Annotated in this window: 20 protein-coding genes; 1 reads left to right on the top strand and 19 read right to left on the bottom strand. The window is 32.2% G+C overall.

Translation table 11 applies throughout. The features are described 5' to 3' along the window. Window positions 1–96 precede the first annotated feature (96 nt). Window positions 97–1,521, top strand: coding sequence for an ATP-dependent DNA helicase (locus LB076_RS09775; RefSeq protein ID WP_066330939.1), 1,425 nt, complete (start codon window positions 97–99; stop codon window positions 1,519–1,521). A 5-nt stretch (window positions 1,522–1,526) separates the two neighbouring features. Here the strand turns inward: LB076_RS09775 and LB076_RS09770 are convergent, their stop codons facing one another. The 19 genes from LB076_RS09770 to LB076_RS09680 form a co-directional block, all read right to left on the bottom strand. After that, window positions 1,527–2,516: an alpha/beta hydrolase gene (locus tag LB076_RS09770; RefSeq protein ID WP_066330936.1), complete on the bottom strand. Its 990-nt coding sequence runs from the start codon at window positions 2,514–2,516 to the stop codon at window positions 1,527–1,529. 392 nt (window positions 2,517–2,908) lie between these two features. Beyond that, on the bottom strand, window positions 2,909–3,148 hold the full coding sequence (locus LB076_RS09760; RefSeq protein ID WP_066330930.1) for a hypothetical protein: 240 nt from the start codon (window positions 3,146–3,148) through the stop codon (window positions 2,909–2,911). A gap of 54 nt (window positions 3,149–3,202) precedes the next feature. Then, entirely contained in the window at window positions 3,203–6,328 is a 3,126-nt protein-coding gene (locus LB076_RS09755) for a type I restriction endonuclease subunit R (protein ID WP_066330928.1), read from the bottom strand. Continuing rightward, window positions 6,321–7,337, bottom strand: coding sequence for a virulence RhuM family protein (locus LB076_RS09750; RefSeq protein ID WP_198402041.1), 1,017 nt, complete (start codon window positions 7,335–7,337; stop codon window positions 6,321–6,323). The genes LB076_RS09755 and LB076_RS09750 overlap by 8 nt, the downstream gene beginning before the upstream one ends. A 4-nt stretch (window positions 7,338–7,341) precedes the next feature. After that, the gene (locus LB076_RS09745; RefSeq protein ID WP_066330922.1) at window positions 7,342–8,574 is read right to left on the bottom strand and encodes a restriction endonuclease subunit S; all 1,233 of its coding nucleotides are present in this window, start codon (window positions 8,572–8,574) and stop codon (window positions 7,342–7,344) included. Then, window positions 8,571–10,079 (bottom strand): type I restriction-modification system subunit M, encoded by a 1,509-nt coding sequence (locus tag LB076_RS09740; RefSeq protein ID WP_066330919.1) that lies wholly within the window; start codon window positions 10,077–10,079, stop codon window positions 8,571–8,573. Before LB076_RS09740 ends, LB076_RS09745 begins: the two co-directional genes overlap by 4 nt. Window positions 10,080–10,360: 281 nt before the next feature. Further along, window positions 10,361–10,705 (bottom strand): hypothetical protein, encoded by a 345-nt coding sequence (locus LB076_RS09735; RefSeq protein WP_066330917.1) that lies wholly within the window; start codon window positions 10,703–10,705, stop codon window positions 10,361–10,363. A gap of 195 nt (window positions 10,706–10,900) precedes the next feature. Further along, complete coding sequence (locus LB076_RS09730) at window positions 10,901–11,854, bottom strand: HipA domain-containing protein (protein WP_176699263.1); 954 nt, start codon at window positions 11,852–11,854, stop codon at window positions 10,901–10,903. After that, window positions 11,847–12,182 (bottom strand): HipA N-terminal domain-containing protein, encoded by a 336-nt coding sequence (locus LB076_RS09725; protein ID WP_066330914.1) that lies wholly within the window; start codon window positions 12,180–12,182, stop codon window positions 11,847–11,849. The genes LB076_RS09730 and LB076_RS09725 overlap by 8 nt, the downstream gene beginning before the upstream one ends. Before the next feature lies 1 nt (window position 12,183). Further along, a complete protein-coding gene (locus LB076_RS09720; RefSeq protein ID WP_066330912.1) occupies window positions 12,184–12,381 on the bottom strand; it encodes a type II toxin-antitoxin system Y4mF family antitoxin in 198 nt (65 codons plus the stop codon). 598 nt (window positions 12,382–12,979) lie between these two features. Next, window positions 12,980–13,630 (bottom strand): hypothetical protein, encoded by a 651-nt coding sequence (locus LB076_RS09715; protein ID WP_066330910.1) that lies wholly within the window; start codon window positions 13,628–13,630, stop codon window positions 12,980–12,982. 207 nt (window positions 13,631–13,837) lie between these two features. Continuing rightward, the gene (locus tag LB076_RS09710) at window positions 13,838–14,302 is read right to left on the bottom strand and encodes a hypothetical protein (RefSeq protein ID WP_066330908.1); all 465 of its coding nucleotides are present in this window, start codon (window positions 14,300–14,302) and stop codon (window positions 13,838–13,840) included. Beyond that, a complete protein-coding gene (locus tag LB076_RS14175; RefSeq protein WP_425598071.1) occupies window positions 14,299–14,457 on the bottom strand; it encodes a hypothetical protein in 159 nt (52 codons plus the stop codon). Before LB076_RS14175 ends, LB076_RS09710 begins: the two co-directional genes overlap by 4 nt. A 76-nt stretch (window positions 14,458–14,533) precedes the next feature. Beyond that, window positions 14,534–14,785, bottom strand: coding sequence for a nucleotidyl transferase AbiEii/AbiGii toxin family protein (locus LB076_RS13985; protein ID WP_198402039.1), 252 nt, complete (start codon window positions 14,783–14,785; stop codon window positions 14,534–14,536). A 53-nt stretch (window positions 14,786–14,838) separates the two neighbouring features. Then, window positions 14,839–15,336 (bottom strand): helix-turn-helix transcriptional regulator, encoded by a 498-nt coding sequence (locus LB076_RS09695; protein ID WP_066330895.1) that lies wholly within the window; start codon window positions 15,334–15,336, stop codon window positions 14,839–14,841. Window positions 15,337–15,480: 144 nt separating this feature from the next. After that, window positions 15,481–15,615, bottom strand: a complete 135-nt coding sequence (locus tag LB076_RS14130) for a hypothetical protein (protein WP_255308024.1) — start codon at window positions 15,613–15,615, stop codon at window positions 15,481–15,483. Between the two features lie 178 nt (window positions 15,616–15,793). Next, a complete protein-coding gene (locus LB076_RS09690) occupies window positions 15,794–17,668 on the bottom strand; it encodes an AAA family ATPase (protein WP_066330883.1) in 1,875 nt (624 codons plus the stop codon). Beyond that, entirely contained in the window at window positions 17,668–21,324 is a 3,657-nt protein-coding gene (locus LB076_RS09685; RefSeq protein ID WP_066330881.1) for an Eco57I restriction-modification methylase domain-containing protein, read from the bottom strand. Before LB076_RS09685 ends, LB076_RS09690 begins: the two co-directional genes overlap by 1 nt. Beyond that, window positions 21,324–24,656, bottom strand: coding sequence for a helicase-related protein (locus LB076_RS09680; protein ID WP_066330879.1), 3,333 nt, complete (start codon window positions 24,654–24,656; stop codon window positions 21,324–21,326). Before LB076_RS09680 ends, LB076_RS09685 begins: the two co-directional genes overlap by 1 nt. Window positions 24,657–24,912: the final 256 nt, after the last annotated feature.

Below are 24,912 nucleotides of genomic sequence, written 5' to 3'. Positions count from 1 at the left end.
TTTATGGCATTTCTGAGGGGATTTATACCCAAATTAGGTGGTTGCTGCAAAATTACTTGCTATATTTGAGCCTCACTTTGCCCTAACCCAAATACCATGAATTCTTCTGCGTTTTATAGCCTTTTGCAAAAAAAATTTCCGTTTATTCCTACCTATAACCAGGATATTTTTTTTCAAAAAATCGCTATTTTTTTGACCGACACCTCCAACGACACCATTTTTGTGCTCAAAGGCTATGCTGGAACGGGCAAAACTACAGTTATTTCTACTATTGTAAACAACCTATTGGAGCTCCATCAAAAGTATGTTTTACTGGCACCTACAGGTCGTGCGGCCAAGGTGATTGCAAATTATTCCGAAAAACCAGCCTTTACGATTCATAAAAAAATCTATTTTCCAAAAAAATCCTCTACCGGAGGAGTCTCATTTATTTTACAAGCTAACAAGCACAAAAACACCATATTTATTGTAGATGAGGCTTCTATGATTTCGGATTCTAACTCGGATTCTAAATTATATGAAAATGGTTCTTTGTTACAGGATTTGATCACTTATGTGTATTCTGGCACCAATTGCAAAATGATTTTGCTGGGAGATACCGCACAACTTCCACCAGTAAATTTAGACCTTAGTCCTGCCTTAGACATCCAATCACTAGGGTTGCATTATAACAAAGAAATAGCACATATTGAGTTGGATGAAGTGATGCGTCAAGAACAAGATTCGGGCATATTATACAATGCTACAGAGCTGCGATTGGTGTTGAACGAGGCTTTTATAACAGATTTTAAATTTGATGTCAAGCGGTTTAAGGATATTGTGCGTTTGACCGATGGGTACGACATTCAGGATGCAATCCATGCTGCTTATGGCAACTACAGTATTGAAGACACTGCATTTATTGTGCGTTCTAACAAAAGAGCCAACCAATATAATGAACAAATTAGAACTAAAATTCTGGACAAAGAAAGTGCTCTTGCCACTGGAGATTTTTTGATGGTAGTCAAAAACAATTATTTTTGGCTCAAAGATGCAGACGAAGCTGGTTTTATTGCCAATGGCGATATTATTGAAATACTCGAAATATTTAAAATTCAGGAATTATATGGTTTTAAATTTGCGAGTGTAAAAATACGCATGATCGATTATCCTAATCAAAAACCCTTAGAAACCGTTTTGTTGCTGGATACCATTTCCAGCGAATCTGCCTCAATGACCTACGAAGAATCCAACCGATTGTACGAAGAGGTTATGAAGGACTACGAATCTGAAACTACCAAATATAAAAAATTCCAGAAAGTAAAAGCTAACGTCTATTTTAATGCGCTACAAGTCAAATTTTCTTACGCCATAACCTGTCACAAATCCCAAGGAGGACAGTGGAATACGGTTTTTATAGAGCAACCCTATTTGCCCAATGGTATAGATCGGGACTACATCCGATGGTTGTATACCGCCATGACCCGTGCCAAGAGCAAACTGTATTTAATTGGATTTAAAGAGGATAGCTTTTTGGAATAAAGCCTCTACTGGGTCTTTGGAGTTGTATTGGGTAGTGTTTCTAACCAAGCAGCTATTTTTTGGTAGGCGTTTTCTCGTACTGGTTTAGCAGACAATAGTACATCATGTAAGGCATTTTGTATCTCACAAGTGGCAACGTTTCCGTTAATTTGCTTGGCGTATTTTTCAATATGTTTCACGTTTAGAACGGCATCGCTTTTCAAGAAATTTTCGGACCATTTTTTTTCAAAAATAGAACGGCTGCTGTACAGAACCAACATAGGAACCCCTAATTTAGGGTGGTTTTGGATGTTGTTTTGGGCTAGATGTATGGCTCTCAAAAAACCTAAATTGACTTTTGGAATAGCATGAGGTTTCCAAGCGAGAGAATAGATCCATTCGCCATGCTTTTTTTGGTGTAAACTATAGCCATACAAATTAGATAAACCTGCATCTACTGCAATATTCGGAAAATACTTGCCCAAAAAGGATAGCAACGGAATGCCTATTTTTCGTTCTATGTAATTTAAATTAAATTCATAAAATGGACTGTTACATATCAAGGCATCAAACAAAATGCTATTTGGATGGTTTATAGCATAATTGGTTATTATGAGACCGCCGGTAGAATGGCCTTTTAGGATAAGTTGTTGGTTGTTCTCGGATTGGATAATTTGTAAGGCAGTATCTATCTCGGCATTATATTCTGAGAGAGAACGCACGTTATTGAGTTTTTGATGCGGCAACAAAGAACGGCCATATTTTCTTAAATCTAGAGCATAAAAATGATAGCCCTGTTCATTGAATTTTAAGGCCATTTGTTGTTGAAAGAAATAATCATTAAACCCATGGATGTACAATATTGCTTTGGTAGTTTGCAAGTTACTCTTGCGTCTAACTAGCGTGGCGTGTACTTTGCCCTCATAATCGTCTGGAAATAGTAGCGTTAATTTTTCAAAACCTGAACCCAAGATATCCGCAGTGTAGTTGGTAGTATTGGTGTTTTTAGTGGTCATTTTTTATGGTTTAAATCTAGTGGTTGTAATTTTTAATATATCCGACTTCCAAACAAAAGTTCTAAATATAAGCATAATTCCGTTTGTTTTCTTTGATTTTTCTTCTTAAAATAGTTTCTGGAATACAAAGTATTTTAATATTAATTTATATTCGATCCTGTTTTTATAAAAAGATACTAGCAACTATTTTGAAACAAATCAATAAAGCCACGCCAAAATGGAAGGAGTTGCTTGAAATTTTTTTTCTTTCCATTGAAATGAAGGAGAAATATTTGGATTTGTTGGAAAGTAGAATGGGGATGTTTTTATAATTTCTGCCAAAAAAATGCGATGAATAGGGTTGTTGTTCACCGCATTTAATTTATGTAATATAGAAACTTAACGTTTACTTTTCAATAATAGTCTTGTTTTATAGGGGTCAAAAAAGCATCCTCTTTTTTGTTTGAATACAGGCTTTTAAACTCTGCGTAAACTTTGTTTTTATTGGGTATTTTCTTATTGCGTAGCGTTAGGTAATCTCTTATGAATTCTGAAACTAAGGAGCTTTGTTTTATTAGGTCTTTTGCATTTTCTTCAATAGGGTTCCAGATGGTTTCAAAAATTCTGTTTTGGTCTTTTGGAGGTAAGTCCATTAATATGAAATTACGAATCAAATCCGATTGTGATAAATCTAAACTTGTTGAATATTATTGTCTGGAAAAAACATCTGCCAAGCTTTCGCTTTGAGCAATTACTCTGTCCGCTTCCATTTTAGCAACGTCTGGAGGATAACCATAACGCATTAAGATTTTCTTTACTGTTAATCGCAATTGCGCTCTTACGTCATCTCGTTTACTCCAATCTACTGTTGCATTTTTTCTGATTACATCAACTATAGTATGAATCAAATCTTTCATTTTGTCATCCTCTAAGAAAGATGTAGAGTCATTGTCTTTTAAAACACTGTAAAAAGCATATTCGGCAGCTGTTAAACCTAAATCATCTGACTTTTTATCCTCTAATTGCATTTCTTTGGCAATATCTGAGAGCTCTGCTAAAACTTGTGCTGAGTCTATCTGATTGTTGTGATACCGCTTTACAACTGATTCTAGCATTTCAGAAAACTTTTTTCCTTGAACTAGATTTTTTGTTTTGCGAACTTTTACTTCGTCACTTAATAATTTTTTGAGTAGTTCAAACGCAACATTTTTTTGTTGCATGTTTTTTACTTCCAACAAAAATTCATCGGATAGAATACCAACAGATGGCGCTTTGATTCCTGCAGCTTCAAAAATATCAATAACGCCATCACTTGAAAGTGCCTCGTCTACGATTTGTTTTATAGCGGTTTCTACTTCATAATCTGATTTCACGCCATTACTAGAAAACTTATTTATTCTTGATTTTACGGCTTGAAAAAACGCTACACCATTTTTAATCCTGTCAGCATCAGGACTAGGGATAGACATTGCAAATAGTCTTGATAACAAAGTTACTTCTTTTAAGAATCGTTCTTTTAATTTTTCACTCGAAAGAATAAAGTTTTGAGCTCCTAATAATACTTGTAGCTTTTGAGCGGTTTCTGATTTAAAATACACTTTAAAGTCATAGCCATTAAACATTTGCTCTACCACTTCAAACTTCTCTTTCATCCCTGCAATAGCTTCCTTAATATCAAATATTGGTGTTCCTTCACCGCCACTTTGCAAATAAATTGCCATCGCATTTCTTAAATCTTGACCAATACCAATGTAGTCTACAATCAATCCTCCTGGTTTGTCTTTATAAACTCGGTTTACTCTTGCAATGGCTTGCATCAAATTAGCACCTTGCATTTTTTTATCAACATACATCGTATTCAAACTTGGTGCATCAAATCCAGTAAGCCACATATCCCTAACAATAACGAGTTTTAGTTCATCGCTAGGATCTTTCATCCTTGTTGCTAAATCTTTACGCTGTTTTTTTGTGGTATGGTGTGGTTGTAACAATGCAACATCATCTGAAGTGCTGGTCATTACAACCTTTATTTTCCCCTTGTCTTGATCGGTATTATGCCAATCTGGTTTTAAGGTTATAATTTCTTGATAAAGCTTGGCGCAAATCGTTCTTGTCATACAAACGATCATCGCTTTTCCTTCAAACACTTCTTGACGTTTTTCAAAATGGGTAACGATGTCTTTGGCAATATCCTTCAAACGGTCTGGATGCCCTACAACTGCATCAATAGTAGCCACTTTCTGTTTGGCTTTTTCTAATTGTTCCTCAGTAGCATCAGCGATGGCATTAATTTCAGCATCGATGGTTGCTGTGGTCGCATCGTCTAGTTTAATTTTTATTAAACGGGATTCATAACTAATAGGCACTGTTGCTCCATCGTCAACGGCTTGCTTGATGTCATAAACATCAATATAATCCCCAAAAACTGCTGGTGTTGATTTATCTTCTTTTTCTATTGGCGTTCCCGTAAACCCTATGTAAGAAGCATTAGGCAAGGCGTCACGCAAATACTTTGCATTGCCATAGCGGGTTTCCATACCTTTTTCGGTCTCAACTTCTTTTCCTGCAAAACCATATTGACTGCGGTGCGCTTCGTCAGCAACTACAACTATGTTAGTTCGTTCGGATAAAGTATCGTAAACATTACCTGTTTCTGGAGAGAATTTTTGAATAGTAGTGAAGATTACGCCACCACCCGAAACCTTTAATAGTTCCTTAATGTGTTCTCTATTTTGGGCTTGAATGGGTTTTTGACGCAGTAAACCCACGCAATTACCAAAGGTGCCAAACAATTGGTCGTCTAAATCGTTGCGGTCTGTAAGCATTACAATGGTTGGGTTTTCCATTAGTGGATGCGTAATAATTTGTCCGCTATAAAAAACCATTGTTAATGACTTTCCACTTCCTTGTGTGTGCCAAACTACACCTGCTTTTCTGTCGCCATCTGTACTGTGTGTCGCTCGTATGGTTTGTGCTACGGCTTTTTGCACTGCGTAATATTGATGATAAGCCGCTACTTTTTTAACTTTTGTTTGAAAAATTAATTCTGTTTTCTGGTCTTTTATTTCGTCCGATTCAAAAACAGTACAGTAGCGAATGAGTTCTACCAACGTTTTTTTATCTAACATATATTGCGTTAGAATTTGCAACTCGGTTTTTACTTCGCTGTCATTATGCTTAGGCGCTTTCCAAGGTAAATATCTGGAAAAAGGAGCAGAGACGCTTGATGCTTTGGCATCGATACCATCAGAAATGATACAAAGTGCATTGTAATAAAAAACACTAGGAACCGCTTTTTTATAGGTTTGTATTTGTTGAAATGCTTTTAGTACTGTTGCTTTTTCATCGGCAGCATTTTTTAATTCTATAAAAACTAAGGGTAAACCGTTGATATATAGTACAACATCAAACCGTTTTTCGGTGTTGTTTTCTTTGACTACTAATTGATTGACAACCCAAAAACTATTATTCTCTATATTTTCAGTATCTAATAATGTAACCGGAATACCAATAGTATTTTCGCCTTTTGTATATTCTACTGTAACGCCATTGGTTAGATGGTTATGGAAACGTTCGTTGTTTTCCATAATATCTTCGGTACCCAAGTTTATGACTTTTTGAAATGCTTCCACTCGAGCCGACTCAGGTACGTTAGGATTTAGTTTTTTCAAACAATCCTTAAAATGATTCTCTAAAACAACCGAAGCAAAGTTTTCTCTTTGGGGATTGTTGCTGTAAGGTGCGATATCAGGACCATAAAAATAGGTGTAGCCTTGCTGTTGCAATTGCCCAATTAGTGCTTGTTCTATGTGGTTTTCGGTTAAATTATTCATTGTCTTGTAATCGTTTTATTGCCTTATCAAAATCACTTTCGAATAATCGGTCTTGAATTATTCTGTATTTTTCAAATTCGGTTTCGGCATGCGCTTTTGCAATTTCTGCGGTTACTTTGCCTGTGTTTTGCAATATTTCTCTATCGGTAGCTTCAATAAATTTATTCAATTTACTTTCCCAATCTTCCATAGTTAGGGGTATTTGTCTAATTGCCATATCTTCAGCAATATCAAGATAAGCAGACACTAAACGTTGTAATTGTTGCATTTCGCTTTCTGATAAATAATTTTTAGCAACACTTACATCAAATTTTTGAATTTTACCTTTTGGAGCATCTTTCCATGTGGTTAATCCCATGTTTTCGTTTTGGTGGTTAGCTCTATCTACAATAACTTCGGCTGCGGTTTTACCGTGTATTGCCCAATGTAGTTTGTTTTGAACCGTTGCAAAAAAACGTTTGGTACTTATTGCATTCAAATCATAATCTATGGCAGTTGCATATATGTCGGTTATTTTTTGATAAAATTTTCGTTCACTCAACCGTATTTCTCTGATGCGTTGCAATTGCTCTTCAAAATATTTTTTACCCAAGATAGTGCCATCGTTTTTCAACCGCTCGTCGTCCATGGCAAACCCTTTTATGGTAAACTCTTGTACGATTGTTGTTGCCCATTTTCGGAATTGTATGGCTCGTTCTGAATTTACTTTGTAACCCACTGCAATAATTGCAGAGAGATTATAGTGCTGTGTGTTATAGTTTTTACCGTCTGTGGCAGTTATCCGAAAATTTCGGACAACTGAATCTTTTTGCAATTCACTGTCGTTAAATATTTTTTGAAGATGATCGTTAATGGTTCTTACATTTACATTATATAACGCTCCCATCATTTTTTGGGAAAGCCAAATATTCTCATCTGCATAAACTGCCTCTACACCACCTTGGCCAGTTGCGGCAATAAATGTTAGATATTCTGCCGATGAAGAACGAATTATAGATTTATCTTTCATAGGTTTATTTTTTAAATTCATTTACCCGCACGGCTCCACTCATTAATCTTGGTAATAATTCATCACGGGTTTTGGTGAGGGTTTGGATTTGGGTGTTGTTTTTTAATACTTTTTCAAAAATTGGATTTGAAATATTTAAATAATCAATCATTTTGGTCTCATCAGGATATATAATCTCAATATTTTCAATCTGACTTGGATTGATATTTGGTTGAGCACTTCCGTATCCCATAGCTAATATTTTCTCTTCAAAAGAACCAGACATTAAAAAATTATACAAGAAGCTATTGTATTTATTTTGCTTCATAAAAAATTTACCAACTCGCTGATTTAAATAAATTTCATTGTCTGATGATGGTAAAACACCAATCTTACCTGTAGTATTTCCAGACATTGCTAACAAAATATCTCCTTCATTTAATTTGAAATATTGAACTCTGTCCAATTTTGTAATCTCTTCGGTAATTGCTGAAACATCAGTTAAACTAATGTTTCCATTTCCTTTTAAATCTTTAATTTTTATTGCTTTATAATTTGATTCTTCAATAAAATCTTCTGCTTTAAATGCAAAACCAGATTTTAAATTTGCTATTTCTGATAACTTCCCAACTCTCCAACCATCAGGCAATTCATCCTCAATTTGATATTTCCCAAACCATTCAGCAAAAATAGTTTGTGCCGTTTCTTCTAGGGTTTTGTTTTGGGCTTGTAGTAATTCAATTTTATCATCAAAAGCGGTTAGGATTGCGGCTATGGATTTTTGTTCTTCATATTTTGGAAGATAAAATTTGTGATTTATTAGCATATCTGTTTGAACTCTCTGTCTTCCAGAAGTTCCACTCATTGCTTTTATTGCAATTTCTCTAAATCTTGGTGAAATAGAAAGATAATATATAAAATGCTTATCGCTTTTTTCTTTAATCTCTCTAAAAACTAAATATTCAGTTGATCCAAATCCAATTTCATTTTCGTAAAGAATATCTACAAAAGCGGTCTTTCCATTTTCTAAACAAGGTGTTATTCTTGCTAATAAAGTATCACCGTTTCTAAATTTTGTACCGCCTTCAAATCCTTTTGAATAATAGCGTTGAATCTTTTTTGAAAATGAATCTATACAGTCCATTGGAATATTTGTTGCAATAGATCCTTTAGATATTGATTCTCTTGGATTTACTAGGGCAATTTCACTCAAGGATGATTCCACCCAACCCTCAGGTATGTTTTTCACTTCACTCATAACGATAATCCAATTTTAGCTAATTGTGTAGCTATTTCGTTATTCAGTGCTACTTCTTTGTCCATTTGTTCTTTTAAGGTAGTAGTCAATGCTTCCATTTTGGTTTCAAAAGGGATTCCGTCGTCTGCTACGGCTTCAATGCCTACATAACGCCCTGGTGTTAAAACATGGTTGTGTTTTTCTATTTCGGCAATAGTTGCAGATTTGCAAAAACCTTTGATGTTGTGGTAGTTTTCACTTTTACGCCAATTGTGATACGTAGTTGTAATTAAGTCCATGTCTTCATGAGCCAAATCACGGTGTACTCGGTCTTTCATAAAACCTAGTTCACTAGCGTCAATAAACAGTACTTCACGGCTGTGGTTGGCTTTTTCTCTGCGTAAAAACCAAATACATGCGGGAATACCGGTGTTGTAAAACAATTGTTTCGGTAAGGCTACAATACATTCTACTAAATCGTTTTCTATTAAGTTTTTACGAATTTCGCCTTCGCCAGAGGTATTAGAACTCAACGAACCGTTAGATAAAACCGTTGCCATAACGCCTCGTGGTGCAAGGTGGTACAACATGTGCTGCATCCAGCCGTAATTGGCGTTTCCGCTTGGTGGTGTGCCGTATTTCCAGCGACCGTCTTCTTGCAAAATATCCATTCCCCATTCGCTTTGGTTAAAAGGTGGGTTGGCTAATATGAAATCGGCTTTTAAGTCGGGGTGGGCATCTTTCAGGAATGTACCTTCGGTATTCCACGCCACAAATTTGGAGTTGATGTTGCGAATGGCAAGATTCATTTTAGACAGTTTCCAAGTAGTTTGGTTACTTTCTTGTCCATAAACGGTAATGTCTTGGATGTTTCCGCTGTGTTCTGTAACAAACTTTTCGCTCATAACAAACATACCACCGCTACCGCTTGCAGGGTCATAGACACGGCCTTTGTAGGGTTCGATCATTTCGACCATCAATTTCACAATTGATTTTGGGGTATAGAATTGTCCGCCTTTTTTACCTTCGGCATTGGCAAACTCTCCCAAAAAGTATTCGTACACTCTCCCAAAAAGGTCTTTCGATTTTAGGTTTTCGGCTTCAAGCTCGGTGTTCGAAATCAAATCAATCAATTCCCCTAAGGATGTTTTGTCGAGATTGGCTCTACCGTAAACTTGAGGGAGTACGTTTTTTAGTTCTTTATTTTCGTTCTCAATGGCTTGCATGGCTTCGTCAATGGTTTGCCCAATGGTTGGAAGCTTCGCATTGGCGTGAATGTGGCTCCAACGTGCTTCTTTAGGCACAAAAAATGTATTTTTCGCTAGATATTCGTCTCTGTCTTCAGGGTCTGAATATTGGTCGGCTTGAAGTTTTTCGTATAATTCTCCAAAAGATTCAGAGATGTATTTTAAGAAAATTAAACCTAAAACTACATGTTTGTATTCGGCAGCATCAATATTTTTACGCAGTTTATCTGCTGATTTAAAGAGTTTTTGTTCAAAAGTGCTAGTATCTATTTTAGCCATTGGTATTGTTTGGTATTTAAGAAATGTTTTTACGAATTTTTACAAATTCAGTTGCTAAAGTATTGAATATTTTATTAGCATTAATGATGGAAACCATAAAGCGCTTCCTTTTTTGAATTGATTTATTAAGTATTTAATTTGTTTTTGTAGGTGAAAAGCAAATTAACACTATTTTGTAGGATTTTACTATACCTACTTTTAGTGATATTTATCATTTAAAAAATGGGTGATTGTATATAAAATTTGAATTAATTTGTAGTGTTTTTTTGTGTCTTGAATAACTAATTTTTTTCATACACCCCATATTCAGGCTGTTGTAAGTATTTACCTAAGCAGGATTTTAGAAAAGTGCCCGCTGTTCTTTCGGCTATATTAAAATTTTTAGCTATCTCAACTGCTTCTCCACGACTGAATCTTTGGGGTAGGGCATCAAAGAATAATTTTTTGTTTTGCCCTGATTTAAAAACACCGCCTTCTTCTTGTTTTGGTAAGTTTTCGAACATAATGATACTGTGCTGCAAATAGGTTTTTATTAGCGTTAAAGCGGTTTCAAAATCACTATCCGAGCAATACACTTCTATGTGATGGTCCTTTGTGTCAAACTTACGGATGGCTGTAAATATCATACATAAGCGAAATAAAATGATTCCTAATCGCTTTGCTATACTTTGGGCATCATCACTAACAAAAGTGCTTATTACTTCCCGATACAATAAGTAATAATCCTTATAATTAAAGGAATGGGAGAGGTAGAGGTGTACGAAAGGTGTAGTTGTTTGTCGTTATTGTGTTATTTAGTGCTAGTGAAAATAAATTATAATTTATTTTTCAGAAAGAAATAGTTGTGTCCTTTTCTCGATTAATGCAGTGTAATTGTCCTTTTTTTCATCATCCAAAAAAGATTGTTGAATAAGTTCAATTGCTTTTAGACGCCATTTTTCTAATCTCATGTAGACAAAATTAACTTGTTTTTCATTTAATTCTAAAACAGCTCCAAATCGATCAAAATATTTTTTAGTAAAATTTTTCTTTTTTCCTCCAAACAATAAAGCTGTATCTTCATCATCTTTTGGTAATATGATTTTTACATTTAATAGATCATAGGCAGGCGATAGTTCCCAGCTTAAATTTGGATGCCACATGGAGAAATTTTTCAAGTGCATATCATTATTTCCAATGATATAATTAAAAACTGCCAATTCAAAAAAGCGCAATTTGTCTAGCAGGGTATTTGCAGATAATTCTCCTATTGTTTTAGCTACCATTTCCATTGTTCCTTTATATTTGTCTTCAAGCTCTGCTATTTGCAGTAAATCAATCATATGTATTTTAGCATTGGGAGCTGGTCGGTCAATACGCTTTGTTATATAGCACAATTCGCCCGAAGCCAAGGGAATCAAATTATGAGGAACTACGTTAATGTTAAATAATTCAGCTAATTTCATAGATAAATGCTCGTTCTCAGGCATTTGCTCATATAACTGATTTTGTGGTTTTAAAATGTAATTTCCATCCAGAGCATCCATTATAGTTAAACGTCCTGATTGTCCCTCTTCTAAGTTTGATTGTATTAAACTCAAAGATAATTTTGGCTGTACACCAGGAACGGTTATGGATAGTTCAATGGCTTCTTTTGCAAGTTTAGCCATATCTTCTAATCGGTAGGGAAGACTTGGAGCTTTACTTGTACCATAAAATGCTTTATTACATTTTGCGTGATAATAGTCGTTATTATCATCTTCAAGTTCCTGATAGCAATACAAACATCTACGCATTTTCACTTTGAATTAAAGGGTGAACACTTACCGCACCAATACTATTTTGGCAACAAGCCAATAACAATCCCATTCGGTCATTTTTATTAATTTTCCAACTTTCTGCAGCTATATTCAACAGCCAGCCTTCAGGAATTAACCCATCAAAAAAAGGAAATAAATACTTGCTTGTATAGGTTTGTGTGCGTACGGGCATATTAAAAGTAATAAAGTCGTCGGGGTGATTTGCACAATATTCAGTATCGTAAACAAAATTATATTCTCCACTATCTTGTTCGCTTAATACCCCTGCTCTTTGATTATTATATTTTATTATAGCTTGTCTCATCTTACTTTTCAATTATTGGACCTACAGAATGACCAAACATTTTTAAAACTTGATTCACTTTAGACAAGCTTAAATTCTCTTTGCCTTGTTCTATTTTTCGAATGACTGTTAATGCAACACCTGCTTTCATAGCAAACTCTTCTTGAGTAAGATTAGCTTGTTTACGTCTTGTTTTTACAAAATTGGCAATTGAATCCATATTATATGCTTTTGGATATAAAAATAGTAAAAAAATATATATTATATGTATTTCAATATAAAATAATTTTTTAGACCTAAATTATATGTGTTTCAATATAATTTAAGGGTGTTTTATTGTTATAAAAGTAAAAAAGTCGTTTTGATTTTATCAGGAGTATATGGAAAGTAAATTTAAAGATAAAAGCAACTCCTAAATGGAAGGGGCTGCTTGATATTTCTTTTCTTTCTACTGAAATGAAAGCCAGGTATTTGAAGTTAATGAAAAGTAGACTGGGGATGTTTCATAATAGAAAAACTGTATTAAAGCTGTCAAAAAGAAATTATGCTTTTTTAAACTCATTAATGACTTCTTCAAAATCTTCCTTTATAAATTCCCAATATTTACCTTTGAAACAAATAGGATTAAAATCTTCTTCCGCTTGTTGAAAGGATGTGAAGTTTTGGATGATTAATTCCCTATCGTTCTGGCGCTACACGAGGTTTGGGATTAAAGATGCAAGTTTTTTTCATTATGCACAAATTTTCCAAATATAGAACCTTTTTTAAATTAAGCCAAATGCCCAAATCTCGTGTAACGGCTATTAGTGGCAGTTTTTTTATTCGTTACCAAATATCGTCCAATTCAATTTAATTTCTGACTTTTTTTCACATTCTATAATTTTTTCGATTATTGATTTTCTATGACCGCAACCAAGTAAAAATACAGCCTGATTATACTCATTTTCTTTGCTGTAATTGTAAATATTTTGAAGCATTGCATTTTCTCGATTATAAACATCTTCGAAAAATAATTCGTATGTATGAAGAAACATATCTTTGTTTGTAGCAGATTCTAAAATTCTTTTTTCTACAAGAGTCCATTTCTTAACTAAATCTATAGATTTATCACTATTGAGATAACCAAAACCTTTATGTGATTTTAATAAGTTGTGTTCGCTCTTTAATTTTATATATTCAGCGTCTCTTTCAAATTTTTCAAACATCAAAATTTCAATGGAAGACCGATTTGGATTAGCAATATCGACTGGGAGGTGTTTAATTCTATAGTTTTGTAAATACTTTTTGATACATTTTACTTCAAGACTTTCATAAGTCAGAATACCATTGTAATAGTCATCAAACCTTTCGCTTGGCAGTTCTTCAAAAATCACTTCTGGATTTATAGATTCGATGATTTTATATAATTCATCAGAATTACATTTTCCACTTTCCTTATGATTAGTTGAAATAAGAGTTATATTATGCATTTTTCAGGTGGTTAATCATTTGTATTTTAACCATATATATATTCGTTCTTCTTCTGCGCCAAACTTGCCACTAACGTTTCGCCACTTAGCGATGTTGCGAACTTCGTAACGGATTATTTTCTGTTAAAGATAAAATTTCTTGCGAAACGTAAACGTGAATTCACCACAAAATTCGCAATATTGCTAAATGGCTGTTGTATGCTGTAATTATCCTTTCCACTTAACATAATTTGTTATTCCGCTTTCGTCCCAGTCAATTTTCAAAGTGTCTTTTGTAGCATTTTTAATTATACCAACACTAACATAATCATTGTAGTAAACTCTGATTGTATCTTGGTTTATTATGTAAGGCATATCTCCATCACCATCATAGTCTACAACATAAAATGATTTTTTAGTCAATTCAAAATCTGCATGTGGACCTTTTGGGTCATATGTCCAAATTCCAAAAAGTAATTTAGAATCATATTTCGATTTTATTATTTCACTCTGTTTTGGTCGGTCAATATTTTGTACACTTTCAATATCTGTATTCTTTTCGGAAATTGTTTCTACAATTCTATTTTCATTTTTTGGTAATGTTGAATTCTCAATGTTTGTTTCCTTGACGCTTGCTTTCTTCTGGCAAGAAATTGCAATTAACATACAAATAATTAATAAATATTTTTTCATCGTTCAGTTTTTCTATTATAGCATACAACATGTGTATAAGGATATCTAAGTTCATATAAATCTAACATTTGATTGGTATTGTATGATTGCAATAAATCATGTAAGTCCCAAAAATCTTTTTTTCTTCCTCCTCGTTGTACAACATCAATTTTCATTGCAATAATTTCCTCAATAGTTGCCATTCTAATACCATCAACTTCAATAGGAGATTGGATAAATGAATCAGTGTAATTACACATCAAGTGTTACCGTGTTATCTTTGTTTTCTCCAATAAAATAAGACTTTCCTATTGCTGGAATTGTATTTGAAAAATCGACATATTCAAAGTTTGCTTTTAAATAGTTTTCAATGGCATTAAAATCTAATGTTCCATATTCTGAATCACTAAATAGATCAATATCAATCGATTCTCTGTGACCAATTTGTAAACTCAATGCTGTACCACCAACAAGCCTAAAATCATTGAATACATCAGATTGCATTAATTTTATTAAACTATTTTTCAATAAACCGTTTACAGTATTATAATATAGCATTAGATGTTTTCTTTATTTTTGTAAATAGTGTAAGGCTTACGAATTGTTTCATCAAGTGCTTTTTTTATTTGATCACTTTTATAAAAACGTTTAATTTCTTTCATTTCAATAGCATTACCACGTTCAAATACTCGTTTGATAACTGCTATGCTTTGTTTTTGCCAATCTATTTTAGAAATGTCAGTATCCCAAAATAAAGATTTTCTTAAAAGCGTTAGATCTGGAGTATTTTGCTTTGTTTTGCTTTTTTCTTCTTTGATGTCAAAATAGGTCTGTAAAAGAGCAAGAGATCCTTCTTCTAAACTTAATTTTTCCTCAATCTTTAAAGCCAGAGCTATATTGAGCTTCCTTTTGCCTTTAGTGATGGCATTTAATGTTTGCGGATGTTCACCAATAGAAATTGCAAAAGGACGCTGTGAAATCGCTTTTTTCTTAAGTAAGCGTTCCAATAGTATTCCTGGGTGGATGCCTTTGTATTTTTCTATTAATGTATTCATACTACAAATGTAAACAATTTTGTTTATATTTTTTAAACTCTAACCCAATAATCATTAGAGAAGCAATTGTATTAGTACACGGAAAAAGAGCTGGGATTTTGGTTGAAATAGCTTCAAACGACTATTCTTCTGAGTATGATAAAATTATGAAGAAGAAGCTTTTATTATGCCTTCTGTTGGGTTTTGTAAAAATATAGCAATTTCAAGTATTAAAGTATCATCGCTGTATTTAAGTAATTCGTTTGCAATATCTTCAATACCATACAAACGCTTACTCATTTGAGTAGAATAATAACTATCAATAACCGTTAACCGAAACTGAATAGTATCTTAAAAGTAACACTTGGTGTTTTAAAAATAGCTTGAATCATCTTTTTATTGGCTTGATACCTCGTTTCTTGGTTTAGGATAGTTTGAGCAAGATTAGAAAAATCGATTAAAGTATTTGTGTTTTTAATCATAATACCATTAAATTTACTAATGTTGTGCCATCACTTAATGTGAATAATGTTTCCCAATTAGCGATTAACGGAACATTTATTGCATGGAATGTTGTAATATCATTATATGATGCTTCCAGCTCTTTATTTTGATGCATTTTGAATTCCCCGGTTTTATCTTCTTGTCCAGTTTCGTAATGCGAATATTGAATACTATCTGTCAAACATTTAGATAATTTAACTGTTCCGTTGTCATCGTAAATGAATAAATCTTCTCTTAAATTGATTTGAATTTTAAAAGTATTATTTGCATCCTTAATTAGATTTAAAAAAAGTTCCGTATTTATTGGCAAAATGTTAGTCTTTTTAAAATTTATCTGTGATAAGATTACTTCTAAGTTTTCTAAAATAGCTATAACAGCTTTAATTTCACCCTTATGTCTATCAATTCCTCTTTCTGTGTGAGATAAAGGATTTAACATCATTTCAACAAATTGTTTTATATGTACGATTAGAGCCTTTGCAATTGGTTGATTTATTCTATCTAAAAAAATAGCTGAATTAGTCAACATACTATCTAACGTATTGTTTTTATTTGATTTTTCTTTAGTAATGACTGCATAACAATATTCAGGTATATACTTTTCAATAATCTCTTCACAATACTTTCTTAAATAATTTGCTGCTGCTGGATAATCATTCTCTTGTAAATGGCTGTAAGCAATTGCTAACTGACTTTTACTATCAAAAAATTTAGGTTGTGGTTTTGCAGGGTCTTTTTCGTTTACATAAAACTCCCAAAATAGCCACTTGGCTTTATCTGCACTATTTTCAATCTTGTGTTTGGCTATATTGAAAAATTGTTTGTCGTGGCTAAAAATTAACAATTGATATCTTTCTTGATATTCCTCTAAAAGTAATTTTAAAACAACTTCTCTATTGCTCATATCCAAGCTAATTAATAAATCATCTAAAGCCAATACATTTAATTTGTCATCAAGTAATCTTCTTTCTAATATACCCAATCTAATAGCTAAACCAATAGCTGTTTTTTTGGCTTCGTTTAAAAAGGAATGTGGTTTTTTTACAGCATCTTCTTTCCCATAATACTTTCTGATTTTAAGAAATATTTCTGGTCGAGTATAGACAACTTCTGAATTACCTTTTAGCACTTCAAAATCATATTCTCGATATTCTAATTCGATTTCAATATCATAATTGAAATTATCTTTTAGTATTCTGTTTGCGGTAGTTGTGGCATTTCCAATCAATGTTTTTAATTGAATATTAAAAGCATTTTTTAGATTGGTTTTATTGAGTATTGTTGTTGATTGTCTGTTTGGATAACGATTGGTATCAGGATCTTTTTCTAATTCTTTTTCTAATTCTGCCCAAGCTTCATCATAAAAAGCAAATTCATAAGGTTGGATTGTAGCAAACTGTAAATATCTAAAAACTTCTTCTTCAAACATACCAAATAAAACAGGATTGTCTCTGTGGTAAAAATTAAGAAAACTTGCTAATACTTGGTAATTTATAAAGTCACTACTGACTGCACTTAATTGAATTGTTTCATCATCAATAACGCTTCTGTCGCCAAGTGCTATTTTATAATTAGCACCATTGTCTAAATTCATTTGAACGAACGATGGGTCGCCAGCATCTGCATGAATATTGATTAAGTTTTTTTCGTGACCATCTGTAAAATAGGCATCAATACCATCCTTATTTTTATAACTGCATTGAAGCAATGTATAAATCGCCCAATATATTGATGACTTACCACTTCCGTTTTCTCCCCAAATAAGTACATTTTTTGAGTCTATTTTTAATATGTTCTCTGTTCCGGTAAAAAACTTAAAATTGTGTAATATTAGTTCTGTTATTTTCATTAACTAACGATTGAATTAATTATTCCTATGATATTTTTACTGACAATATTTGCCTTTAAAAGTACGGTTCTAATAGGGTTTCTTTGTTCGTTTAACCAATGATAAAAGTCGATTACAATTTGATTATCGGCTTTGGTATATTTTGCTGAAATTGGTTTTAGGTCTTCTAAATAGCTTAAAACTTTTAATTCTTGTATTTCTTCTTCATCATTAAAATACAACTCATAAATTACTTGATTTATAACCTCTTCAATAGAGTGTATTATTAAATCATTTCCAATATATTTAATTAACTCGGCTTGTTCTGGTTGATGTACTAATAAAATATAATCTACTAAAGTTGCTACCGTTTTTTGTTTATCGGTATTTATAATTGGAATATTTAAAATAGGTTCTTTGTCAACTTGATAATTGTGTCCTTGCATTTTACCTTTGTTTTTCAACCAAAAAGCAACAAGTTTACTATTTAGTAATCCTGTCAAAAACTTTAAATTAGCTCTTTCTGTTTTTATGATGTTGAAAGCCATCATAACATAAGCCATCTCTTCAGTATAAATAAAAGTCGGTTTGTCACATTTTCTAACACACAATATTTTTTCTCCACTTTTAAAAAACTTTTCATCACGAGACCAATGTAAATGATAATAGTCTAATCTACCATTTTGATTTTCTCTTCTCTCGTCCATTATGCTTTTATATTTATGCAAATGTTTAAGAAGATTTGGCGCATCATTTTTATAATTGTGTTTAGTTATGTATAATATTTCATATTCATAATTTTCAATAAACTTATATCTGCTTACTTCTTTAGGTTCAAATATTGGCTTTATGTATTTTTTTTCAGTTTCAGTTAAATGTTCAAATGTGTTCTTTTTCACAACAAAAACTCCATCGCCAACATTAATTTTTCCATTAGCTACTTCAAGTTCCGAAAACTTCTTTATGTTTCGGGAATTAACAATGTCAGGATTTGGTACAATTCCTTGAGCAATTTCCTTTTCATTTAATTTGAAATGGTTTACACTTTCAATCTTGTTTAATATGTTAACATTAATATCATTTGAAAACGAAATATATCCATCTACATAATTTTCAGTTATAAATTCAAAATCAATTTTTTCAAAATTATCGTGTTTTATATTAGTATCTGTTGATGTTAAAAATAGGTCTAATGCTATTTTATCTAAATTATCAACATTTAATTTAGAATATCGAGTGGTATATTTTTCGTTTGGTATAGTTTTTCTCAATACATAAATCATCGTTTGAATACCAGCACTTTGAAATACTTTATAGTTTCCAAAATCAACAAACGTCTTTATTTCAGAATGAGCCAAAACCTCATTCCGTAATATAGACGCTCCAGAACTTGTTATCCAGTTGTTTTGTGCAATGTAACACTGAATACCGCCTTGTTTAAGCCAATCTAATCCTTTGCAAGCAAATGCATACCACAAGTCCATTTTACCTTGGTAGTATGGTGTGTTTCTAAATTCGTCAAAAGCATTTCGATTGGTGTATTCTTTTATGTAAGGTGGATTTCCTATAACAATATCAAAACCACCATTCTCAAATACATCAGCAAAGAACAGATGCCATAAAAAATATGGTTTGTCGTCCGTTTTTGATATTTCTTTTAGTTTCTTTCTGCTTTCTAATAAATTTTCTTTAGTGGTTAACCATTCGGTATATTTACGTTCCTGTGTTTTTGTTCTTTTATTAATGTCTTTATTTTCGGTTTCAATTTGAAGAATAAATCGGTCTATTTGATTTTCTTTTAATTCAATATTATACTCAATAAATTCATTAACAAGATTATTTATATCATCCTTTAATTTTATTTTTTCTACTACAGAAGCCGTAAAATACTTTTTAGTTTTCTCTTGAATAGTGTTGCTAATGTCGGCTTTACCAAATGTTATATTTAATTGTTCTTCTTTGACATTGCCGAACAAATCTCGGTTAAGTTCCGTGATATTTGTTGTATAACCATAAACCACTTTGCTTAAATCAATGCCATTGAAACTTTCAACAACACTGTTTCCTTGCATAATTTTATAATCTAAATTTGGTAATGGTTGTGGAATTGGTTCATCCACTACTAATGATAACCAAAACCGTAACCTTGCAATGTCAACAGCACCAGGTTCTAAATCAACACCATAAATAGAGTTTTGAATAATGTTCCTTTTTATTTTGGCAGGTTCCCAATCTTTTGTTTTTTTATCTAAAGCATAATGCAGAATTGATTTTAAAGTATAAATTTCTTGTAACAAACCCATTGGGAAGGCACCCGAACCAATAGCAGGGTCGCAAATTTTTACTTTGTCAATTAGTTTGTCTATTTTTTTTAAATCTTGCTTAAAAGGTTCGTAGTTATGATTTTTTATTAAATCATCGACGTCTTCCCTTGATTGGGATAAATTGTTATTTAGGAATTCAATCAAGCTTTCTTGTGTCATATAATGCACAATCTCTTTTGGCGTATAGAAAGCTCCTTTGTCTTTATTGTCTTCTAACAGATTTTCAAAAATGTGGCCTAACATTTCTGGGTCAACCGCTACTGTATGGTCTTCGGGGCTATTCTCGTAAATGGTAAAATTATAACTATTGAAAAACTTAAAAAGTAGTTCAAATAAAGTTGGTGGAAATTTTAATTCTCTGTGTTTTTCTGGTTCTTGGTTTTCTTCAAACAAACCACCGTTTAAAAATGGTATCCAAACGCTGTCATCATTAGGCATTTTAAAACCATCATTTGTCCTGTTAGGTGTGTTGAGTGCATTAAAGAATAATTTACTTAACCATTTTTGATAGAAATTATCTTTACTATTATCATTATAATTGAAAAGATTAAATAGGAAATTAGTATCTCCATCATCATAATTTTTATTCTTTGCACCTAACCAATTCTTCTTTTGAAGAAAATACAAGAAAACCAAGCGACCAAGTAATCGTTTGACAAAATTACTTATCCTTTTTTCTACTTCATCATCTGAAAGCTTTTTGCTTTCAAATACAGCTCTACTTGCAGGATTAGAGTTTAATTCGTGTACAAAGTCTTTATAGAAATTCTTGTATTCTTTAAAAAAATTATTAGAAACTGGTTCTACATTAAAAGCTTCGAAGAAATTTTCTAACTTGAAAAGTGATTGTTCAAGATTGTATAGTCTTTCTAAAGCCGTTCTGTGCTCTTCGGAAGTTCCAAAAATGTAAGTGTATTTTTTGGGGTTGGTTTCTACACTTTCGGCTTCAGCAAAATAATCACTACCAAATTTACTTATGAAAGAGAAACGCCATTCAGGTTTATTGTATTCTTGTCTGTAATGAAAAGTAACAATAGCCCCTTTAATAGCATCCTTTAGAATATGATTTTTAAGTAAATCATTTACTCCAACACGATTGTATTCTATTTTTATACCATCCTGTAGTGTTACATCAAAAATTGGTAAAGTAATACCATCTGTAGTTTTTAATGTCCCTAATTGTACTATTCCAGAAACTATTTCTTTTGCTTTAGCACTTTTTATTTCAACCACTTTTGGCTCTAATAAAATGGTTAATAGGTTTTTGCTCCCAGAAAGAAACTGCAAGGTTTTAATCCACTTTTCTGGAGTGTATGCGTTTTGTACTATGGCTTTAAGTTCTTCTCTCTTCATTAGGCAAAGGTTTCTGTAATTACAATTTTAGGCTCTTCGAATTGGTTGTTTTCTTCTTTTTCGTTTTCCCAACGTAATGCATCCATTCTAGCAATCTGCTTGATAGGGTAATTGTTCATTACCGCATTTAATTCTAAAATTATTTTTGCTAAAGGCAATTTTTTCTTTTTTTGTCGTGCGGCTAGTGTGGCTATTTCGTTTCTGAATTTTCTAAATACTCCCATATAGATAATTTTAAGAGCTGTTTTTAACAACTCTTCAAAATCATCTGAAATCTCGTTAGAGAAGCTTCTCTTTAAATCAATAACACTGCTTAAAAATAATACTGAATTTCGTTCTTGTACAGAAAGATTAGAAGTATCATACTCATCTGTAGTAAAAATGGTATTATATACCTTTTTGAAATGTGCTGTTGCTAAATTAACAGCGTCAAAATGATTGGGTATTAATTCCGTTCTTTTTTCTTTTGGAGTTGCTTCGTATAATTTAACTGCTTGAATAAAAGTAATTTCTACACAGTTCTTTTCATTGCAAACATAAAAGCCTTCTTTGATGTTATTTCTTAAATAACACAACACTCCGTTTTCAATGGTTTGCCCCATTACTTTTAGTGCCATTTCATTTTTAGTAGCTGCCAAACGACCAACGCGGCTTTTCATTGGTAAATCACGTAAACGCTTGTATTCATTATGATTGTCATTAAACAATTCTCTTACTATTTCAAGGTATTGTAAACGCTCATCTACTTCCTCTTTAGGCTGTAAATTACCTAAAGTACTTTCAATTAACTCTTCCTGTTCAGAATAGATTTTACTGTCTTCTCCAAAAGCAGTGTGAAAGCCCTGCAATTTTTTTAGTGCTTTTTCATTCAATTGAATTAAATCATTTGATTGTGCTGTTGGGTAGAAGTTATAGACTAAAATTTCTTTTGCTTTTGTACCAATACGATTTACACGACCTATACGTTGCATTAATCGGGTTGCATTCCAAGGAATATCATAATTTAAAATTACATTAGAACGGTGCAAGTTGATTCCTTCTGCCAATACTTCGGTAGTAATAATTATGTTATAATTGTTTTCGTGTTTTTCGGGATAATTTGCATCGAAATTTTTACGAATGGTATTGAACTTCTGTTTGTGGTTTGCAGCGCTAATAGCTAATACGTCCGTTCTACCAACATTTTCTAATTCTCTAGCTAAATAATTTACAGTCTCTTTACTTTCTGAAAAAATAACTATTTTCTTTTCTAAGTTGTTTGGACCTAACAGTGTTTCGTTTAATGTTGCAATAAATTTGGTTGTTTTCGGATCGTATTCAATGACATTCCATTGACTAAAAAGATCATTCAATATCTCTTGGTCTCTTTTTAATCCTTGTAAAAGTTGTGGGTCAAAATCGGAAGCACCGTATGTATTGTTTTTAGGCGATTTTTCATTTAACTTTTCAATTATGCTTTCAATATCGTCCTCTTTACCATCTTCATATAACTTATTAATACTAATATCTGGTGCTATAAAAATTTTATCTTTTTCGAACATTTCAATCATTCGCTGATTTGAAACACAAAACCTATTCAAAGAACTTTTGAATGCAAAAAAGCTACTTTCCAAACGCTTCACCATTTGGGTCTTCATTATCATTGATAATTGCTTAGAAATTAACTGAGCATTATCATATAAATCGGCGTGTTCTTCATTTATGAATTCTACCGCTCTGTATCGATAATATCCTAAATCTTCTACTAATTTACTAATCGTTTCAAAAAACAATTTTTCCAGTTTGTCATCAAAAACATATTCTATCTTCTGAGGGTCTTTTACTTCAGGGAATGACATTCCTTGTGCTTCAACATCTTCATTATATCGTTTGATACTTTTTATATCGGCTCTGGTTCTACGGATGACTAATTCAGTGAATATTTTATCTCTAATTGGCAGATAGATTTCTTTTACCTTTCTAATCAGTTCATCGTGATTTTTTATTTTATATAATTTTTTATACTCTTCTGCTTTGTGTGAAAAAAATGATTGTAAGTTAGGAACACCTTCAATAGTCGATTTTCTTGCATCTTGAAATAAATAAATTTGGTTAGCGATATCATCCGGTTTGTTATTCAGTGGTGTTGCAGAAATAAGAATTACCTTTTTCTTGCGGTTAATATCGTTACCAACAGATATTCTAGGTGTTTTACAAATCAACTCCAAAAGACCATACATATTAGAATTAGAAGTTCTAAACTTGTGGGATTCATCAACTACAATTAAGTCAAATTCTTCGGGATTTTGATAATTCAAATTATCACCATCAATTATTTTATGTAAACTACCATTTGAAACAAATTGAATATAGTTATTCAAACCAAAATCTTTCACAGTAGTTTTCCAGTTGATTTCGAGAGCATTAGGATATACAACCAATACTTTAGTATTGTATCCGTTTTTCTCGATGTATTTCTTAATAATACGGGTTGCAATAATTGTTTTTCCCAAACCAACAACATCGGCAAGGATAAAACCATTATGCTTCATTAATTTGTCAAAACCTTCAACAACTGCATCTGCTTGATACTGCAAGTTGGTATATCCTTCTGGTAAATCTTTACCTGAAATTTTATCACGAATAATCGAATCTCCAAAATACTCAATTAGCATCTTGATATAAACCTCATAAGGTGTTATTTCCTCATTTAGATATGTTTTCTTTTTTAAACCCTTTATGTCAATTGGGAGTAATTCTGTTGCTTCACTCCAAAGTTCTTCAAACTCATTGGTAGCAAAAACAACATCCTCGTAGTCTTTTAGAAGCACATTGAATTCATAGTTTGAGGTTGTGTTCGTTCCAAGTCCCGCTTCTGTCAAATTTGACGAGCCAGTGATCACACTTCCGTTTGTATGTTCGTTGAATGGATTAGGTCTGAAAATATATATTTTAGCGTGCAATGCTCTTTTTCCGTGAGCTTTGATAACTACTTTTTTAGAAACAATATCTTCAATAAATTGGATGATACCTTCTTCTGTTTCTTTTTTATAAGACGCTTTGGCGATATCTTCTGCCACAAATTTCAGATACTCTTCTTTGGTTTTATCAGTATTCTCAAGATATAATTGCCCTTTTCTTTGTGCTTCAGCTGATAAATCATCTACATTTATACCAACTAATATTCTAATTTCGGGTACATTTTCAAGAAAAGGTCTTAAATTGAAATAACCGGAAGCTCTAAAATAGCCAATTAGTGCATCAAAATAATGTACATTTTGGTTTTTAAAAACTCCTTCAAATTTGTTAATTAGACTATTAGTCTCTTTATTCGTAAAAAACTTTGTTGACATTAAATATAATTCTGTTAATCTTCAAAAATAGTATTTTAAAACTAGATTTTTTTGTCTTTAGTTTCTTTTAATGCTATTGTGAATAAAATTAAATTAGTGTAATATATTTTAATCGTAATAAAATTATTAATTTTAAATGCATTATGTTGATTTATTGAAGTTTTCAAAATAGTTACTTAGAAATTTTAATTATAAAAGTTATTCTAAAAAATTCTTGAGCTCTTTTAAAAAGCTCTAAAGAATTTTTTGGAAATAA

Source organism: Flavobacterium crassostreae (assembly GCF_001831475.1).
Classification (GTDB): Bacteria; Bacteroidota; Bacteroidia; order Flavobacteriales; family Flavobacteriaceae; genus Flavobacterium; species Flavobacterium crassostreae.
Note: the sequence above shows the minus strand (reverse complement) of the source record. Positions and strands in the feature narration are given on the sequence as shown.

What these genes read in the sequence shown, in the direction of transcription:
- LB076_RS09725 (WP_066330914.1), bottom strand. Translation starts at nt 12,182, where the DNA reads ATGAGACAAGCTATAATAAAATATAATAATCAAAGAGCAGGGGTATTA.
- LB076_RS09745 (WP_066330922.1), bottom strand. Translation starts at nt 8,574, where the DNA reads ATGAGTGAAGTGAAAAACATACCTGAGGGTTGGGTGGAATCATCCTTG.
- LB076_RS09730 (WP_176699263.1), bottom strand. Translation starts at nt 11,854, where the DNA reads ATGCGTAGATGTTTGTATTGCTATCAGGAACTTGAAGATGATAATAAC.
- LB076_RS09755 (WP_066330928.1), bottom strand. Translation starts at nt 6,328, where the DNA reads ATGAATAATTTAACCGAAAACCACATAGAACAAGCACTAATTGGGCAA.
- LB076_RS09680 (WP_066330879.1), bottom strand. Translation starts at nt 24,656, where the DNA reads ATGTCAACAAAGTTTTTTACGAATAAAGAGACTAATAGTCTAATTAAC.
- LB076_RS09770 (WP_066330936.1), bottom strand. Translation starts at nt 2,516, where the DNA reads ATGACCACTAAAAACACCAATACTACCAACTACACTGCGGATATCTTG.
- LB076_RS09760 (WP_066330930.1), bottom strand. Translation starts at nt 3,148, where the DNA reads ATGGACTTACCTCCAAAAGACCAAAACAGAATTTTTGAAACCATCTGG.
- LB076_RS09695 (WP_066330895.1), bottom strand. Translation starts at nt 15,336, where the DNA reads ATGAATACATTAATAGAAAAATACAAAGGCATCCACCCAGGAATACTA.
- LB076_RS09750 (WP_198402041.1), bottom strand. Translation starts at nt 7,337, where the DNA reads ATGAAAGATAAATCTATAATTCGTTCTTCATCGGCAGAATATCTAACA.
- LB076_RS09740 (WP_066330919.1), bottom strand. Translation starts at nt 10,079, where the DNA reads ATGGCTAAAATAGATACTAGCACTTTTGAACAAAAACTCTTTAAATCA.
- LB076_RS09710 (WP_066330908.1), bottom strand. Translation starts at nt 14,302, where the DNA reads ATGAAAAAATATTTATTAATTATTTGTATGTTAATTGCAATTTCTTGC.
- LB076_RS09735 (WP_066330917.1), bottom strand. Translation starts at nt 10,705, where the DNA reads ATGATATTTACAGCCATCCGTAAGTTTGACACAAAGGACCATCACATA.
- LB076_RS09715 (WP_066330910.1), bottom strand. Translation starts at nt 13,630, where the DNA reads ATGCATAATATAACTCTTATTTCAACTAATCATAAGGAAAGTGGAAAA.
- LB076_RS09720 (WP_066330912.1), bottom strand. Translation starts at nt 12,381, where the DNA reads ATGGATTCAATTGCCAATTTTGTAAAAACAAGACGTAAACAAGCTAAT.
- LB076_RS09690 (WP_066330883.1), bottom strand. Translation starts at nt 17,668, where the DNA reads ATGAAAATAACAGAACTAATATTACACAATTTTAAGTTTTTTACCGGA.
- LB076_RS13985 (WP_198402039.1), bottom strand. Translation starts at nt 14,785, where the DNA reads ATGCAATCTGATGTATTCAATGATTTTAGGCTTGTTGGTGGTACAGCA.
- LB076_RS14175 (WP_425598071.1), bottom strand. Translation starts at nt 14,457, where the DNA reads ATGAAAATTGATGTTGTACAACGAGGAGGAAGAAAAAAAGATTTTTGG.
- LB076_RS14130 (WP_255308024.1), bottom strand. Translation starts at nt 15,615, where the DNA reads ATGAGTAAGCGTTTGTATGGTATTGAAGATATTGCAAACGAATTACTT.
- LB076_RS09775 (WP_066330939.1), top strand. Translation starts at nt 97, where the DNA reads ATGAATTCTTCTGCGTTTTATAGCCTTTTGCAAAAAAAATTTCCGTTT.
- LB076_RS09685 (WP_066330881.1), bottom strand. Translation starts at nt 21,324, where the DNA reads ATGAAGAGAGAAGAACTTAAAGCCATAGTACAAAACGCATACACTCCA.